17 protein-coding genes are annotated in these 15404 nt (G+C 73.6%); 11 read left to right on the top strand and 6 right to left on the bottom strand.

The window, feature by feature from the left end; translation table 11 throughout:
- Both J0670_RS11190 and J0670_RS11195 read left to right on the top strand, forming a co-directional pair.
- A partial coding sequence (locus tag J0670_RS11190; RefSeq protein WP_207811339.1) for an alpha/beta hydrolase occupies positions 1-515 on the top strand: 515 nt, incomplete at its 5' end.
- Positions 512-1798 carry a PLP-dependent aminotransferase family protein gene (locus J0670_RS11195; RefSeq protein WP_307806474.1) on the top strand — a complete coding sequence of 429 codons (1287 nt, stop codon included), beginning with the start codon at positions 512-514 and terminating at the stop codon, positions 1796-1798. The genes J0670_RS11190 and J0670_RS11195, both read left to right, overlap by 4 nt.
- Positions 1799-1853: 55 nt before the next feature.
- Here J0670_RS11195 and J0670_RS11200 read toward each other — a convergent pair whose 3' ends face one another.
- The 4 genes from J0670_RS11200 to J0670_RS11215 form a co-directional block, all read right to left on the bottom strand.
- Positions 1854-2618: an ABC transporter permease gene (locus J0670_RS11200; protein ID WP_207811340.1), complete on the bottom strand. Its 765-nt coding sequence runs from the start codon at positions 2616-2618 to the stop codon at positions 1854-1856.
- Positions 2619-2656: 38 nt separating this feature from the next.
- Entirely contained in the window at positions 2657-3730 is a 1074-nt protein-coding gene (locus tag J0670_RS11205) for an ATP-binding cassette domain-containing protein (RefSeq protein WP_307806475.1), read from the bottom strand.
- A 92-nt stretch (positions 3731-3822) separates the two neighbouring features.
- Positions 3823-4974, bottom strand: a complete 1152-nt coding sequence (locus J0670_RS11210; protein ID WP_207811341.1) for a glycosyltransferase — start codon at positions 4972-4974, stop codon at positions 3823-3825.
- Positions 4971-5270: a hypothetical protein gene (locus tag J0670_RS11215; protein ID WP_207811342.1), complete on the bottom strand. Its 300-nt coding sequence runs from the start codon at positions 5268-5270 to the stop codon at positions 4971-4973. Before J0670_RS11215 ends, J0670_RS11210 begins: the two co-directional genes overlap by 4 nt.
- Positions 5271-5460: 190 nt before the next feature.
- Here J0670_RS11215 and J0670_RS11220 point away from each other — a divergent pair, with 190 nt between their 5' ends.
- The 5 genes from J0670_RS11220 (at position 5461) to J0670_RS11240 (ending at position 10100) form a co-directional block, all read left to right on the top strand.
- On the top strand, positions 5461-6333 hold the full coding sequence (locus J0670_RS11220) for a 3-oxoacyl-[acyl-carrier-protein] synthase III C-terminal domain-containing protein (RefSeq protein WP_307806476.1): 873 nt from the start codon (positions 5461-5463) through the stop codon (positions 6331-6333).
- A 99-nt stretch (positions 6334-6432) separates the two neighbouring features.
- On the top strand, positions 6433-6723 hold the full coding sequence (locus J0670_RS11225; RefSeq protein ID WP_207811344.1) for a phosphopantetheine-binding protein: 291 nt from the start codon (positions 6433-6435) through the stop codon (positions 6721-6723).
- Between the two features lie 3 nt (positions 6724-6726).
- Positions 6727-7503, top strand: coding sequence for a hypothetical protein (locus J0670_RS11230; RefSeq protein WP_207811345.1), 777 nt, complete (start codon positions 6727-6729; stop codon positions 7501-7503).
- Positions 7500-8177, top strand: a complete 678-nt coding sequence (locus J0670_RS40220) for a 4'-phosphopantetheinyl transferase superfamily protein (RefSeq protein ID WP_207811346.1) — start codon at positions 7500-7502, stop codon at positions 8175-8177. Before J0670_RS11230 ends, J0670_RS40220 begins: the two co-directional genes overlap by 4 nt.
- Before the next feature lie 99 nt (positions 8178-8276).
- Entirely contained in the window at positions 8277-10100 is a 1824-nt protein-coding gene (locus tag J0670_RS11240; RefSeq protein WP_307806477.1) for a condensation domain-containing protein, read from the top strand.
- Between the two features lie 43 nt (positions 10101-10143).
- On the opposite strand, the gene J0670_RS11245 is transcribed toward J0670_RS11240, so the two are convergent.
- Together J0670_RS11245 and J0670_RS11250 are read right to left on the bottom strand one after the other, a co-directional pair.
- Positions 10144-10839, bottom strand: a complete 696-nt coding sequence (locus tag J0670_RS11245) for a hypothetical protein (protein WP_207811347.1) — start codon at positions 10837-10839, stop codon at positions 10144-10146.
- Between the two features lie 2 nt (positions 10840-10841).
- The gene (locus tag J0670_RS11250) at positions 10842-11471 is read right to left on the bottom strand and encodes an RNA polymerase sigma factor (protein ID WP_207811348.1); all 630 of its coding nucleotides are present in this window, start codon (positions 11469-11471) and stop codon (positions 10842-10844) included.
- Positions 11472-11720: 249 nt separating this feature from the next.
- Here J0670_RS11250 and J0670_RS11255 point away from each other — a divergent pair, with 249 nt between their 5' ends.
- The 4 genes from J0670_RS11255 (at position 11721) to J0670_RS11270 (ending at position 15348) form a co-directional block, all read left to right on the top strand.
- On the top strand, positions 11721-12524 hold the full coding sequence (locus J0670_RS11255; RefSeq protein ID WP_207811349.1) for an SAM-dependent methyltransferase: 804 nt from the start codon (positions 11721-11723) through the stop codon (positions 12522-12524).
- Between the two features lie 101 nt (positions 12525-12625).
- Positions 12626-13576, top strand: a complete 951-nt coding sequence (gene bla, locus J0670_RS11260; RefSeq protein ID WP_207811350.1) for a class A beta-lactamase — start codon at positions 12626-12628, stop codon at positions 13574-13576.
- A 163-nt stretch (positions 13577-13739) separates the two neighbouring features.
- Positions 13740-14429, top strand: a complete 690-nt coding sequence (locus tag J0670_RS11265) for a pentapeptide repeat-containing protein (RefSeq protein ID WP_207811351.1) — start codon at positions 13740-13742, stop codon at positions 14427-14429.
- Between the two features lie 34 nt (positions 14430-14463).
- A complete protein-coding gene (locus J0670_RS11270; protein ID WP_207811352.1) occupies positions 14464-15348 on the top strand; it encodes a hypothetical protein in 885 nt (294 codons plus the stop codon).
- Positions 15349-15404 lie beyond the last annotated feature (56 nt).

Raw genomic sequence — 15404 nt, forward strand, 5'->3', positions numbered from 1 at the left:
AAGCCGAGGAGTTCGGCATCGACCCGGACCGCCTAGCGGTCGGCGGCGACAGCGCCGGCGGCAACCTCGCCGCCGCCCTCACCCTGCTGCTGCGCGCCGAGGGCGGCCCGGTCCTGCGCCACCAGCTGCTGGTCTACCCCAACACCGACCACGCCGCCGACACCGCCTCGCTGCGCGAACACGACGACCCGCTGCTGTTCAACCGCCGCTCGGTCGCCTGGTACTGGGGCCACTACCTGGCCGACCCCGCCGACGGCGCCAGCCCGTACGCCTCCCCGCTGCGCGCCGCCGACCTGGCCGGACTGCCGCCGGCGACCGTCCTCACCGCCGAGTACGACCCGCTGCGCGACGAGGGCGAGCAGTACGCCGAGGCCCTGCGCGCCGCCGGGGTGCCGGTGGAACTGCGCCGCTACGAGGGCGCGCCGCACGGCTTCTTCGCCATGACCGGCACCCTGGACGCCGCCGCCGAGGCCCAGGCGTACGCCGCCGCGCGACTGCGGGAGGCGCTGCGGTGAACCTCGACCTGGCCGACCTGCACGGCTCGCTCGCCGACCCGCTGCTGGACGCGATGACCTTCCTCAACGAAGCCACCATCCGCTACCCCGAGGCCGTCTCCTTCGCCCCCGGCCGCCCCTACGAGGGCTTCTTCGAGCCCGAGTACGTCCCCCGGTACCTGGACGCCTACCTCACCCACCTGGCCGAGCGCGGCCTCGACCGGGACGCCGTACGCACCACGCTGTTCCAGTACGGCCCCACCAAGGGCATCATCGCCGACCTGGTCGCCCGCACCCTGGCCAACGACGAGGGACTCTCCGTCGCCCCCGAGGCCCTGGTGCTCACCGTGGGCGCCCAGGAGGGAATGCTGCTCACCCTGCGTGCGCTCTGCGCCGGCCGGGACGACGTGCTGCTGGTCAGCTCGCCCTGCTACGTCGGCGTCACCGGTGCCGCCCGGCTGCTCGACCTGGCCACCGTCCCGGTCCCCGAGGGCCCCGAGGGCGGCCCCGACCCGGAGGCCGTGCGCGCCGCCGCACGGGCCGTACGGGCCGAGGGCCGCCGCCCGCGCGCCCTCTACGTCGTGCCGGACTTCGCCAACCCCTCCGGGGCCAGCATGCCGGTCGACGCCCGGACCCGGCTGCTGGAGGCCGCCGCCGAGGAGGGGCTGCTGGTCGTCGAGGACAACCCGTACGGTTTCTTCGCCCGAACCCCGAGCCCGCGGCCCACCCTCAAGGCCCTCGACCGCGACGGCCGGGTCGTCTACCTGGGCTCCTTCGCCAAGACCTGCTTCCCCGGCGCCCGCCTCGGCTACGTGGTCGCCGACCAGCGGGTGGCCGGGCCCGGCGGGCGGCGCGGCCTGCTCGCGGACGAGCTGGCGAAGCTCAAGAGCATGACGACGGTCAACACGCCCGCGCTCAGCCAGGCCGTCATCGGCGGCATGCTGCTGACGCACGACTGCCGGCTGCGTGCCGCCAACGCCCGTGCCACGGCCCGCTACGCGGCCGGGATGGACACCCTGCTGCGGGAGCTGGACCGGCACTTCCCGGCCTCCGAGCGGCGCCGGCTGGGGGTGTCCTGGAACCGTCCGGAGGGCGGCTTCTTCGCGGTGCTGACGGTGCCCTTCACGGCCGACGACGTGGCCATGGAGCGGTGCGCGCGCGAGTTCGGGGTGCTCTGGACGCCGATGGCGCCGTTCTACCCGGCGGGCGGCGGCGAGCACCGGCTCCGGCTCTCCATCAGCTCGCTGACGCAGAGTCAGATCATCGGTGGTGTGGCCAAGTTGGCGGCGTTCATCGCCTCCTGAGCATGCCGCTGGGGCCCGGCTCGCCTGAGCGAGTCGGGCCCCACGCGTTTCCGCCCTACCGCACCCGGGTGGAGAACAGCCGCGCCGACCAGTACACCGCCAGCACGGTCATCACGACGACGACCAGCAGCCCCTGCCAGACCACGGCGTCCCCGGCGTGCCCGGAGAACAGCGCGCGCATGCCCTCCACTGCCCAGTAGAAGGGGTTCCACTTGGCGAGCTGCTGCAGCCAGTCCGGCGCCAGGGTGAGCGGCAGCAGCACCCCCGACAGCAACGCGATCGGCTGGGCGAGGGTGTTCACCACCGGCGACATCGCCGCGTCGGTGGGCACCATCAGCGCGATGCCGAAGGAGATGGCCGAGGTCATCAGCGCCAGCAGGCCCAGCAGCAGGTAGGCGAGCAGCAGGTTCAGCGGGCTGACCCGCAGCCCGAACGGCAGCGCGATCAGCGTGATCAGGACGGCCTGCACCAGCAGCGCCACCATCTCCCGCAGCGCCCGTCCGAGCAGCAGGGCGAGCCGGCTCACCGGGGTCACCCGGGAGCGCTCGATGATCCCGGCCTTGAGCTCACCCAGCAGGCTGAAGCCGGTGAACAGCCCGCCGAAGATGCACAGCACCGCCAACAGGCCCGGTACGTACACCTGGTAGGCGTCGGCGTAGCTGTTCGCGCCCTCGGGGGCGAGCACCTTCTTCAGCAGCGGGGCGAACAGCAGGAGGTAGAACACGGGCTGGATGATGCCGACGGCGATCCAGATCGGGGTGCGGAGCAGGAGCAGGAGCTGGCGCTGGAAGATCAGCCAGGTGTCGCGGGCGAGCTTCACGTTCTCCCCAAGGGGTCGAGCGGGAGGGGTCGGTCGGGTCAGGACTGCTGGAGCGAGCGGCCGGTGCGGGCCAGGAACACGTCGTCCAGGCTGGGCCGTTGGAGCTGCACGGTGCCGGGCGTCACGCCCGCCGCGTCGAGGGCGCGCAGCAGTTGCGGGATCGCCGCGGCGCCGTCCTCCAGGTAGAGCCGCAGCCCCTCGTCCCCGTTAGGCTCCAGCCGGTGCAGGTACGGCTGCGGGCGCAGCACCTCGGCCGCGCGCTCGGCGAGGCCCTCGACGGTCCCGTCGAGGCCGAGCAGGACCACGTCCCCGGAGATCTCCCGCTTGAGCGCCTCGGGCGTGCCCTCGGCCACCACCCGGCCGTGGTCGACGATGGCGACACGGTCGCAGAGCGCGTCGGCCTCGTCCAGGTAGTGCGTGGTGACGACCACGGTCATGCCCTCGGTGCGCAGCCGCCGGATCTCCTCCCAGACGTGGGCCCGGCTGGCCGGGTCGAGCCCGACCGTGGGCTCGTCCAGGAAGAGCACCCGGGGCTGGTGGATCACGCCGAGCGCGATGTCGACCCGGCGGCGCTGGCCGCCCGAGTAGGTGGCGCACGGGCGGTCGCCGAACTCGCCCAGGTGGAAGGCCTTGAGCGCGTCCTCGGCGGCCTGGACGGCCTGCGCCTTGCCCGCGCCGTACAGCCGGGCCTGGAGCACGAGTTCCTCGCGGCCGCTGACGTTGTCGGTGGTGCCGCCGCCCTGGGCGACGTAGCCGATCCGGCGGCGGACCCCGGCCGGGTCCTCGAACAGGTCGGCCCCGGCGATGACGGCCTGTCCGCCGTCCGGGCGGATCAGCGTGGCCAGCATGCGCAGGGTGGTGGTCTTCCCGGCGCCGTTGGGGCCGAGGAAGCCGTAGATCTCGCCTGCGGCGACGGACAGGTCGATGCCGCGCACGGCGTCGACGGTGGAGTCCTCACCGCTCCTGCGGGAGGTCTTCTTGCGGTAGGACTTGCGCAGTCCCGTGGTCTCGATCAACCGGAACTCCCGTACGGGGATGGGCTGCCACGGCACCCCGGAGAGGGCGGGCTCGGCGCCTGGGAAGGCGGCGTCGGTGCGACACCCTAGGGTCAACCCCGACCAGGAAACAATGGCCTAGACCAATGGACCTGTGATCCGCTGATCTGCTAAAGGGCGGCCCACGGGCGGCGGTTCACGAAGGGAGTTCACCGCGCGGCCAGGGCCTCCAGCCGGTCCGCCGCGGCCACCGCACCGCCGCCGGCCAGCAGCTCCCGGCCGACCTGAACCGCCCGCTCCCGGTGGTCCGTTGTGTCGAGTACGGAGCGCAGCGCGTGCGCCAGCCGCTCCGGCGTCACCCGGGCGAACGGCACCCGTACGCCCGCTCCGGCCGCCGCCACCTGCGCGGCGACGAACGGCTGGTCGTGCCGGATCGGCGCGGTGACCAGCGGCAGTCCGTGCGCCAACGCCTCGCCCACGGTGTTCATCCCGCCGTGGCAGAGCACCGCGTCCAGTTCGCCGCGCGCCATCAGCTCCAGCACCGGCGCCCGGTCCACCGCGACGGCCTGCGGCGGGAGTTCGGGCAGCAGTTCGCGCGGCGCGGCGAACACCGGCTGCACCTCGGGACCGCACAGCTCCAGCGCCCGGGCGGCCCGCGCGTGGAAGTCCGCGCCGAGTTCGCCGGCCAGCGTGCCCATGGTGACCAGCACCCGCCGCCGCCCGGGCAGCAGTCGCGCCCACGGGAAGTCCGGGTCGTGCGGGCGCGCCGAGAGGAGCGGCCCGACCAGCGCGTGCTCCGGCGGCGGGGCGGTGCCGGTCAGTGCGGGCCCCGTGGTGGCCAGCACCAGGGCGGGGGAGAAGCGCGGATCCCGGTACTCCTCCCCGGGCAGCCGGGCGCGCTCCCACAGCCCGCGCAGCAGCCCGGTCATCCATGCCTCGACCTGCGGCAACGCCCGGTAGGGGCGGCCCAGTTCCATCGCCCCGGGCGCGAAGCTCGCCCACGGCAGGCCGTGCCGGTGCGCGACCAGCGCGCCCGCCGGGGTGTGCTGGTCCACCAGCAGCACGTCCGGCCGGAACTCCCGCACGATCGTGTCCAGCGGCTTCGCGGTGAACCGCGCGTACGGGACGATGAAGCCCTCCCAGAGCGAGCGCAGGGCGGCCAGCCCGTGCCCGCCCTGCGCACGGAAGGCCCGGGTGCCGGTGCCCAGCACGCGGGCGTCCGGGCCGAGCAGCGGGCGCAGCACCGACTCGGTGCCGGTCCAGGCCACCTCGTGGCCGCGTACGGTCAGTTCGGCGGCGATGCCGGCGGCGGGATTGACGTGCCCGGTCAACGGGGGCATCACCAGCAGGAACCGGCTCATCGTGCGTCCTCCTCGGGGAGCAGTGCCTGGACGTCGGCGAGGGTGAGCGCCTCCAGGCCGGCCAGGTCCAGCCCGGCGCGCAGGGCGGCCAGATCGGCGGACGCGCCGAAGCGCTCGCGCAGGCGGAGCGCGAGGTCGGCGAGTTCGCACTCGTCCAGCAGCAGGTCGCCGTCCAGCCGGGCGTCCGGGGTCAGCCGGTGCTCCCAGCCGGGCGGCGCTGCGGCCACCTCGGCCAGGATCGCGGCCAGCTCACTGTTCAACGGCTGGTCGGGGCAGGTGGGTTCGGAATCAGACAAGGGAATCTCCCGTCCGGTCGACGGTGTGGAGGCGGGCGCGGCGGTCCCGGCGATCGGGGAGGCCGGCGGCGAAGGAGAAGGGGCCCGAGATCACTTGTGCGACCAGGCGGGCGTCGGAATACTAGCCCGCGTGACCGCACTGGAGGCAGTGGCCGTTCACCTCCCCCCACACGCCGTGCCCATCGAGGCGGTGGGCGAGCGAATCGGCCTGACCCCACGTCAACTCCGTCTCTTCCGCCGCTTCCACGGCCTGGACCAGCTCCGACTGGACCCGGCCGGGACGCTGCCCGACCTGCTCGACGCCGCCCTGGACAACCTGCCGGAGCTGCGCGGACGCGAACGGCATGTCCGCTTCGTGATCCACGCCCGCAGCATGCCGGTGGCGGTGCCCCACCCGCTCAACCCGCTGCACGCGCTGCTCGGCGCGCGCGGCCTGGCGCACGCCGCCGCCTTCACCGTGACCCACCACGCCTGCGCGGTGGGCCTGTTGGCCATCGACCTGGCGGGCAGACTGCTCGCCGGCGATCCCGACCCGCAGGCCCTGGCGCTGGTCCTGGCGGGGGAGAAGACCTTCACCAGGGACGCCCAGGTGGTGCCCGAGACCGGCATCTTCGCCGAGGGCTCGGCCGCCTGCCTGGTCAGCGCCGGAGGCGAGCACCACCGGGTGCTCTCCTTCGCGGTGCGCCAACGCCCGGAGTTCGACGGCCGGCTGGCCGAGGACCCGGACCTGCTCGCCCGGTACCAGCGCGAGTACCCGAACGTCATGGTCGAGGCCATCGAGGCGGCGCTGGACGAGGCCGGGCTGGAGCTCTCCGACCTGGCCGCGGTGCTCCCGCACAACGTCAACCAGGCGTCGTGGCGGATGATAGCGCGCCGGATCGGCTACCCGCTCGAAAAGGTGGTGCTGGACAACGTGCTGTCGGTCGGGCACAGTTTCGCTGCGGACAGCCTCATCAACCTCCACACCGCCACCGCGCGGGGGCTGATCCGCCGCGGCGACCACTACCTGATCGCCGCCGCCGGTGTCGGAGCCACCTTTTCCGCGATGGCGATGCGGTACTGACGGCTGACGGTCCGCCAGGAATCCCCTTCTTCGAATCCATCGCTCAACCCCTTCCGAACCCCAGAGCACACTTCCCACGTACGACGGGACGGTTCACCCATGTCAGAATCCCTGGTCCAGACCACTGACCCCGAGCTGCGCGAGCGCATCCTGCACGGCATCGGCGAGCTCCTGCCGCGCGTGCTCAAGCGCGAACTGCCCGAGATCCCCAAGGACGCCTGCCTGTTCGACGACCTCGGCCTCACCTCGGCCGGCACCATCGAGCTCATCCTGGAGCTGGAGGAGTCGCTCGACATCCAGGTCGACGTCGAGCAGATCACCGAGGACGACCTGCGGACGGTCACCCGGCTGGCCGACTACGTCGCCGGGCACCTCATCGCCGAGGACTGACCGGTGGCCGCCGGTTCCCCCGGTCTGCGGATCACCCGGATCCTCGCCCGCCGCTTCGACGGCCGCTCGGAGACCTCGCTCGACCCCGACCTCCGGGTGTTCGTCTCCGACCTCGTCCGCCCGTACGGCCTGCCGCTGCGGGAGGACCTGCTGGGTGAGGGCGCCGGCCACTCCTACGAGGAGCTGGCCGCGGGGCTGCTGCGCGAGGCGGTGGCCGACGACACGCCGGTGGACCTGCTGATCCTCGCGTTCGACACCCCGGACGTCCGCCCCGGCGCGCCGTCCTCGCTCGCGCTCAGCCGGTCCGTCCCGGGCGGCCCGCTGGCGTTCGCGATCTGCGACCAGGGCACCGCCGCCGCCTTCACCGCCCTGCGGCTGGCCGCCGAGTACCACCGCACGGGCGCCTGTCGCCGGGCCGTGGTGGTGCTCGCGGAGCAGACCGCGCTGCACTACCGGCCGGCCGAGCCGGTGGCGATGCCGGAGCGGCACGCGGTGGTGGTGCTGGTCTGCGAGGAGGCCCCGGGCGCCGGGCTGGCCGTGCACCAGCGGTCGGACGTCTCGGAGCCGGAGCGGTTCGTACGGGCGCGGGCGGAGGAGCTGGGGCCCGAGGTGGCGGTGCTGGACTCGACCGCCGGGGACGGGCCGGACGCCCAGCCGTTCACCGGAGTCTGGGCGCGGCTCGCCGAGCACCTGCCGCAGTGGCGGGCGCAGGGGCGGCCGGTGCTGGTCGCCGGGCTCGACCGGCGGCTCGGGGTGCTCAGCACCCTGGCCCTGTCGTGACCGAGGTCGAGCTCCGGCTGATCCGCACCGACCAACCCGCCGAACTCGTCGAGGAGCTGTGGGAATCGCTGGACGTGCGGGAGCGCGCCCGGGTGGCGGGCGCGCTCCCGGTGGTGCGCAGCCGCTTCACCGTGGTGCGTGGTGTCGTCCGGCGGCTGGTCGCCGCGCGGCTGGGCGTGCGCCCGGCCGAGGTGGTGTGGCGGCGCGGCCGGCACGGCAAGCCGGAGCCGGTCGGCGCCGGTGAGCTGCGGGTGAACTGGTCGGCCTCGGAGGCCCTCGCGGTCCTGGCCATCACCGAGGGGCGGCCGGTCGGCGTCGACGTCGAGCGGGTGCCCGACGCCCGGGCGGCCGAGCGGATGGCCGCTCGCTGGTTCCCGTTCGAGGAGGCGCGGTTCGTCGCGGAGCCCGCTCGCCCCGCCGAGCGGGCGGAGCGCTTCACCGGGCTGTGGTGCCGCCGCGAGGCCTGCGTGAAGGCGTACGGCGGACGGCTCGCGCAGTCCCTCGGGGTGTCCGTGGCGGGGCCGTCCCCGCTGCTGCTGGCCGATCCGGGCCCGCTCGGCGAGGGGCCGGTCCGGCTCTGCGACGTGCCCGTCCCGGGGCCGTACCGGGCCGCCGTCGCGGTCCTCGGCGCATCGCCGATTCATGTCAACTCACTTGTGTGGCACGGAAGTTGAATATGGCTGGATTGGTCTGGACCTTGTTCTGTGGCCGCTGGTAGCGTCCCGGGCACACCCCGCGGAGCCCTGCCCGGAGAGCCGAGAGGCGCGTACGACGTGACCCTGTACGATCCCGCACCGCACGATCCCGAACCCCGCGATCCCGCACCGCACGATCCCGCACCGCACGATCCCGCTTCGCACGGCCCCGCGCCGGATGACCCCGCGCCGCGCGACGGGCTCGGGAACTCCCGCCGTGTCACCGTCCGGTTCGCCGCGACGAGCACCGGCTCGGGCCCGCTCACCCGCGGCCAGGACAACATGATCCGGTGCATCCGGCGCGACGCCCCCGAGCAGATCAACGGGGAGTCCGTCTGGCCGGTGCCGCCCGGCACCTCGCTCTCCGCCGGACTGCTCGCCCTGCGGCTGCTGGTCGAGCGGCACGAGTCGCTGCGGACCTCCTTCCCGCCCGGCTCCGGCCCGGACGGCTTCCCGGACCGCCAGGTGGTGCACGCGGAGGGCCGGTTCGCGGTGCGCGTGGTCGAGACGGGGAGCCTCGATGAATACGAACTGGACGCTCTAGCGGCGGAGTTGGGTCGCGAAGAGGTCGTCGTCCCGGTCGGGCTGGAAGCGCCCCCGCGCCTTCGCTTCACCCTGCTCGCCGACGGCGAGCGACTGCTCCGCCTGGTCGTGGTCGTCTGTCACGCCGGCGCCGACGGCGCCGCCACCGCCGTGCTGATCGAGGACTGGTGCGCCCTGGCCGTCGGCAAGGAACTCCCGCCCGTCACCGCGCCGACGCCGCGGCAGATCGCCGTCGTCGAACAGGGACTCCAGGGCCGTCGGAAGGCGGCCAACGCCCTACGGCACTGGGCCCGGATCCTGGCCACCGGACCGCAGGCCGTCTTCGCGAACTCCCGGATCACCGGCCCGCCGCGCGAGCCCGGCGCCCTGCTGGTCCGCTCCGGCGAGGCCGCCGCCGACCTCGCCGCCGTCTGCCGTCGCACCGGCGCGAGCCCGTCCGTCGTCCTGCTCGCGGCCTTCGCCGCCCTCGTCGCCCGCCGGGCCGACAGCGCCGAGCTGGTGATCTCCGCGCTCTCGGCGAACCGGCAGCGGGCCGCGCTGGTCGACCACGTCGGCACCCTCGCCCAGGACGCCCTGATCCTGCTCGACACCGGCACCGACGACCTCGACCAGCTGATCGGCCGCGCCAAGTCGGCCTCGCTGAGCGCCTACTGGCACAGCACCTTGGACGCCGAACGGGTCTGGAGGCTGATGGACGACATCGCCCATGCGCGCGGCTCGCGTTTCGCCCGCCAGGTGGTGGTCAACGATCTGAGCCTCACCATCCCCGCCGCCGTCGCCGACGCCCAGCCCGTCCCGACCGTGGACCCCGAACTGACCCCGCTGCCCGCGCCACCGCTGCCGGTGCGGCTGATGTTCACCATCCTGCGGATCACCGGCAGCCTCGATTTCGCCCTGGTCGCCTGCCCCCAGGTGTTCGACGCCGAGGAGACCGCGCGCTTCGCCCGCGCCCTGCTCGCCCTCCTGGCGGCCGCCGCCGAGGGGCCGGTGCCGCTCACCGGGCGGCTGTCCGACGCACCCGGTCCACCGGACGCCGGGCGGGGCGGCGGTGACTGGCGGGTCATCGACGGCTCCCGGATCGACCTGGCGGCCGTCAGCGCGCTGTTGGACACCGCGACCGGAGCCGATCACCGACTCGCTTTCGCCGACGGCGAGTTGATCGCCGAGCTCACCACCACCGATCCCCGGCTCACCCCGGCCACCGCGCACCGCGCCGTGGTCGCGTCCCTGCCCGGCCGGGACACCGCGATGGCACCGCACCACTACCGCGTCCACTACCGGGGCCCGGACGGAGAGCGGATCCACCGGGGCAGCGGCCGAGACCCGGAAGTCGTCGCCCGACTGACCGCGCTCACCTGAACGAGGGAGGGTGGCATGATCGCTGGCCGCTCACTCGATCCGGTCATCCCTGCTCCTCGCCGTCGAGCCTCCAGGGCGGCTCCCAGGAGCACGCCGAGGTCGCCCCCGAGGTGAGCTCCCACGGGCTCGGCACCTCCTCCTCGTCCCCGCCCTGCAAGGGCAGCCGGTCGATCACCGCGACCAGCGCGGGCGGCAGCTGGGGCGCCAGCCCTCGGTGCACCCGGGACAGGATGTCGCGTCGGACGTCCTCCGGCAGCAGTGGTCTGGTCATCAGCAACTCCCTTGGCCCGGGCTGGCGTTCGGCTGCCGACAGCTGTTCGGACCAGGCTCGCCAGTAGTCGGCGTCGTCCGTCTCGCCGAGCTTCAGGTGGTGCAGGTGCAGGCAGTACGCGGCCGTCCCGCTGCCCGAGCCGGCCGCGAAGCGCCACCAGAACTCGGCGGCCTCCTCCTTGCCGGTGGCGTACAGCAGGGCGCCGAACACCTCCGCGCCCTCGGGCTGGATCCGGCGCGCGTTGACCAGCAGGTCCAGCCCCCGGGACGCGCACGGCGCGCCCAGCACCAGCGCGACCACCAGGCCCAGTTCGAAGGCGGCCTGCTCGTGCTCCGTGGGCAGGTGCGCCGGGGCCGCCGTCAGCCGGGCCTGCCGCAGGGCCGCGATCCGGTCGGCGTGGGCGCGCTCCGGCCGGGGCACGTGGAACACCGCACGCCCCGCGCCCGGCGCCCGCGTCTCCCTCTCCACCGTCACAGTTCACCGCCCCGGTCCGGCAGTTCGCGCACCCCGAGCCGGCGCGCCAGCCGCTCCCGGGCGTGCCGCAGGTTGGAGTGCACCGTCGCCACCGGCCGCCCCAGGTACGCCCCGATCACCCTGACGTGCAGCCCGAGCAGATAGCGCAGGATCACCACGTCCCGCTGCCGGTCCGGAAGTTCGAGGATCGCCGCGTACAGCCGGACCTCGTCCGCCTCGCTGTGCAGCAGCCCGTCGGCGACGTGCTTGAACGCCCCGATCACCGCCGCGAAGGTGACCGCCTCCACCACGACCGGCTCCTCGGCGGCCACCCAGTCCCCGATGTGCCGGTTGGCCAACCGCCAGGCGTACGCGGCCGGTTCCTCGAACCGCAGCACCTGGGGCCAGCAGCGCGCTAGGTCGGCCTTGACCGCCTGGACCACCAGCGCGGCGTCCGCCTGGCTGCCTATCCGCGTCAACGCGAGGGTGTGCCAGGCGGGTTCATGCGTCGCGCAGAACACGGCGTAGGTGAGGTCCGGGCGCGGACCGACCCCCTCGCCGGCCGCTCGTTCCGGCCCCGGCGCGCCGCCGCGCTCCGCCGCCCCTCCTCGGTATCCGGGTACGGGGGCGCCCCTGTCGATCGTCATCGAGCCTGCTTTCCGCGGCCGTCGGCTGTGCGTCGGGCCGCCCGAGGGTCGGGCTGTCCACAGCCATCCTCATTCCGGCAAGCCCGTCACTTCAGGCTGATGGCCGAATACGGATGGTCATCTCATGGGATCTGGCGACTGATGGGCAGGCGAGGGAGGACACGGCCGGGAGGCGGGGGAGGCGATGGCCGCTCCGATACCGTGGGCAGCGATCGATGCGGTGGCCCGGGATGCCGACGGGGGAGCGCGATGAGCCTCTACGACGGGGTCGACCTGCGGTTGAACGTGCCGCACTCGGCCCGGATGTACGACTACTACCTCGGCGGCTTCACCAACTTCGCCGCCGACCGCGAGGCCGCCGGCCACGTCCTCGCCATCGCCCCCTGGGCGCGCGCCGCGGCCCGGGCCAACCGCTCCTTCATGCACCGCTCGACGCGCGTCCTCGCCAAGGCCGGGATCGACCAGTTCCTCGACGTCGGCACCGGCATCCCCACCTCGCCCAACCTGCACGAGGTCGCGCAGAGCGTCGAGCCGCGCGCCCGGGTGGTGTACGCCGACAACGACCCGATCGTGCTCACCCACGCCCAGGCCCTGCTCATGGGCACCCCCGAGGGCCGCACCACGTACGTCGAGGCCGACGTCACCGACCCGGTCGGCCTGCTCTCCGCACCCGGCCTGCGCGACACCATCGACTTCGCCCGCCCGGTCGCGCTCTCCCTCAACGCCCTGCTCCACTTCGTCCCCGACGCCCACGGCGCCCACCCGCTGGTCGCCCACCTCAAGTCGGTGCTCGCCCCCGGCAGCGCCCTGGTGCTGTCGCACGTGACGCCGGACTTCGCGCCCGAGGCGATCCGCCGCATCGTCGGCATCTACGAGGCCGCGGGCACCGCCGCCCAGGCCCGTACCCTCGACGAGTTCGTCCGCTTCTTCGACGACTGGAAGCTCCTCGACCCGGGTGTCGTCCCCACCCCGCACTGGCGGCCCACCGCTGACGACCCGTCCGTCTCGGCCGCCGAGGCGTCCGCCTACGCCGGCGTGGCGATCCGACCCTGACGGCTCGGACTTCGGGCCGTTGACGAACCGTCGGAGCGATCGCCGCGTCCCTTCGATCGAAGGTGCGATTCGCACCGCAGGATTCGAACAGAGGGGGAGCAATGCACGCGCAGCCTTCGGAAGCCCGGCGCAGCCGCCGTACCGTCCTGGCGCTCGGCGTCGGAGCAGCGGTCGCCGCCGTGGTGTCGACCGGCGGGACCGCCCACGCGGCGAACAGGACGAAGGGGACGGGCAGCGCCGGCAGCGGCACCGACGTCCACCGGTCGCTCGCCCAGCTCGAACGGGACCACTCCGCCCGGCTCGGCGTCTACGGCCGGAACCTCGTGACCGGCCGGACCGTCCGCCACCGGGCCGAGGAGCGGTTCCCGATGTGCTCGGTGTTCAAGACCGTCGCCGTCGCCGCCGTCCTGCGGGACCTCGACCGCGACGGCGAGTTCCTCGCCCAGCGCATCCGCTACACCCGGGCCGATGTCGACCGGGCCGGCGGCGCGCCCGTCACCGGCCTGCCCGGCAACCTCGCCGACGGCATGACCGTCGGCGAGCTGTGCGCGGCCGCCATCGACCACAGCGACAACACCGCCGCCAACCTGCTGCTCCGTGAACTCGGCGGACCGGCCGCCGTCACCCGCTTCTGCCGCTCGATCGGCGACCGGACCACCCGCCTGGACCGCTGGGAGCCCGAGCTGAACTCGGCCGAGCCGGACCGGACCACCGACACCACGACCCCGCACGCCATCGCCCGCACCTACCGGAGCCTCACCCTCGGCCACGCCCTTCCGCCCGGCCAGCGCGAGCGGCTCACCACCTGGCTGCGCGGCAACACGACCAGCACCCACCGCTTCCGCGAGGGCCTGCCGCAGGACTGGACCATCGCCGACAAGACGGGCACCGGCGACTACGGCACCACCAACGACGTGGGCATCGCCTGGACCCCGCAGGGCGCCCCGGTCGTCCTCGCCGTCCTCTCCACCAAGCCGTCCGACCCCGCCGCCCCCAAGGACGACCTGCTGGTCGCCAGGGCGGCCGCCCTGCTCGCCCCCGTGCTCGGCTAGGGGCCGCCCAAGGCGATGTCGGGCCGGGAGGTCACTCGAACGGGAGTCGAGAACTAGCGGATCCCACTGTTCGATCGTACAGTTTTGCTGGAAATCGCTAAACAATGCCATTGTTTAGCGATTTCCAGGTTTTCGGGGCCTGTGCAATCGGTAGGAGGTGTCGATGCTGGGTGGAATCGCCCCTTGGCAGTGGGCTCTCGTCTTCCTGCTGGTCTTCCTGGGGGTCCTGCTGGCCGTCATCGCCTGGTGGCTGGCGTCCGGTGCGCACTCGGTCGAAAGCAGCATTCTCTCCGGTGTGGGCGGAGGCCTCATCACGGGATTCGCCGTTTCGCTGTCCATCCAGTTCCTGACGAAATCCCTGGAGGTGGCCCAGGAGGAGGCGACGTGGCACGCCAACGTGACGGTCGCCTCCATGCTGTACGGATTCTCTCCGGGAAAGCATTCGATCAAGGGGATCAGCTTCAACGGAAAGGACATGCGCGACGCCGATTTCAGGGGAGCCGATCTCACCGGGGCTCAGTTCCGCGACGCCGTGCTGCGCGGGGCCGACTTCACGGACGCCAACCTGACCGGCGCGAACTTCATCGGGGCGAATCTCTCCAAAACCGTGTTCCGAGGGGCCACGCTGCAAGAGGCCCTCCTGCTCAGCGCGAATCTGACCAAGGCCGATCTGAGAGGAGTGCGCTCACTGGAGGGGGCCCAGGTGAACGCGCTGACCTGCTGGCCGGCGAAATTCATGTCGGATCCGCTCATGCAACAGGTCCGCGCGATGAAGGTCATCGAGACCAACGGGGACGTCGTGACGAACAGCGGTAAAGAGGCGCCGTCGTGCATCAGCACGGAAGATCCGTAGCGGAGGCCGGACCGGGGGCGAGGCTGGGAGAGGCATGCTGCTGGGACTCACCACCGCGTTGGCCGCCACCGTCTGCTTCGGCTTCGGGGCGGTCTTCCAGGCGCGCGGAGCACGCTCGACCCCCCGCGCCGACCGGGTGCGGGCCGGGCTGCTGGCCGCTCTGCTGCGGTCCTGGCAGTTCCTGCTGGGCACCCTCCTGGACATCCTCGGCTTCGTGCTGAGCATCGTCGCCCTGCGCACCCTGCCGCTCTTCCTCGTCCAGGCCGTCACCAACGCCAGCCTGGCCGTCACCGCCCTGGCCGCCGTCTGGCTGCTCGGCGCCAGGCTGCGCCGGGGGGACGTCGCGGGCATCCTCGCCGTCGTCATCGGCCTGACGCTGCTCGCGCTCGGCTCCGGCGAGGCGGGCCGGGACCACGCCCCGGCCGCCTTCCACTGGGCGCTGCTCGCCACCGCCGTCGCGATCCTGCTCGCCACCCTCCTCCTGGTCCGCCGGAGCGGCGGCGCCGCCGCGGCCGGACTCGGCCTGCTGGCCGGCGTGGGCTTCGGCATCACCAGCCTCGCCGTGCGCGTCCTGGACGCCTCCGGCGTCGGCTCCGTCCTCACCGACCCGGCCGCGTACGCCCTGGCCCTCGGCGGGCTCGGCGGCTACCTCGCGTACGCCCTCGCGCTCCAGCGCGGCACCGTGACGGCCGCGACCGCCGCCGGGACGGTGGCCGAGACCTTCGGGCCGGCCCTGGTCGGGGTGGTCTCGCTCGGGGACGCCGCCCGCCCGGGCTTCGCCTGGTGCGCGCTGACGGGCTTCGCGGTGGCGGTCGGCGGAACCTTCCTGCTGTCGCGGTTCGGCGAACTGGACACCGAGGCCCTGCCCGCCTCCGTGCGGGCGGGCGCCGGGGCCGAGCCTGCCGTGCCGCCCCGGTAGCCCGGACGGTGCCGCCATGCGAAGGTGACTTGCCGGACAAAACGGACGGCAGGACG

Origin of the sequence: Streptomyces sp. FH025, assembly GCF_017427025.1 — a bacterium.
Lineage (GTDB): Bacteria > Actinomycetota > Actinomycetes > Streptomycetales > Streptomycetaceae > Kitasatospora.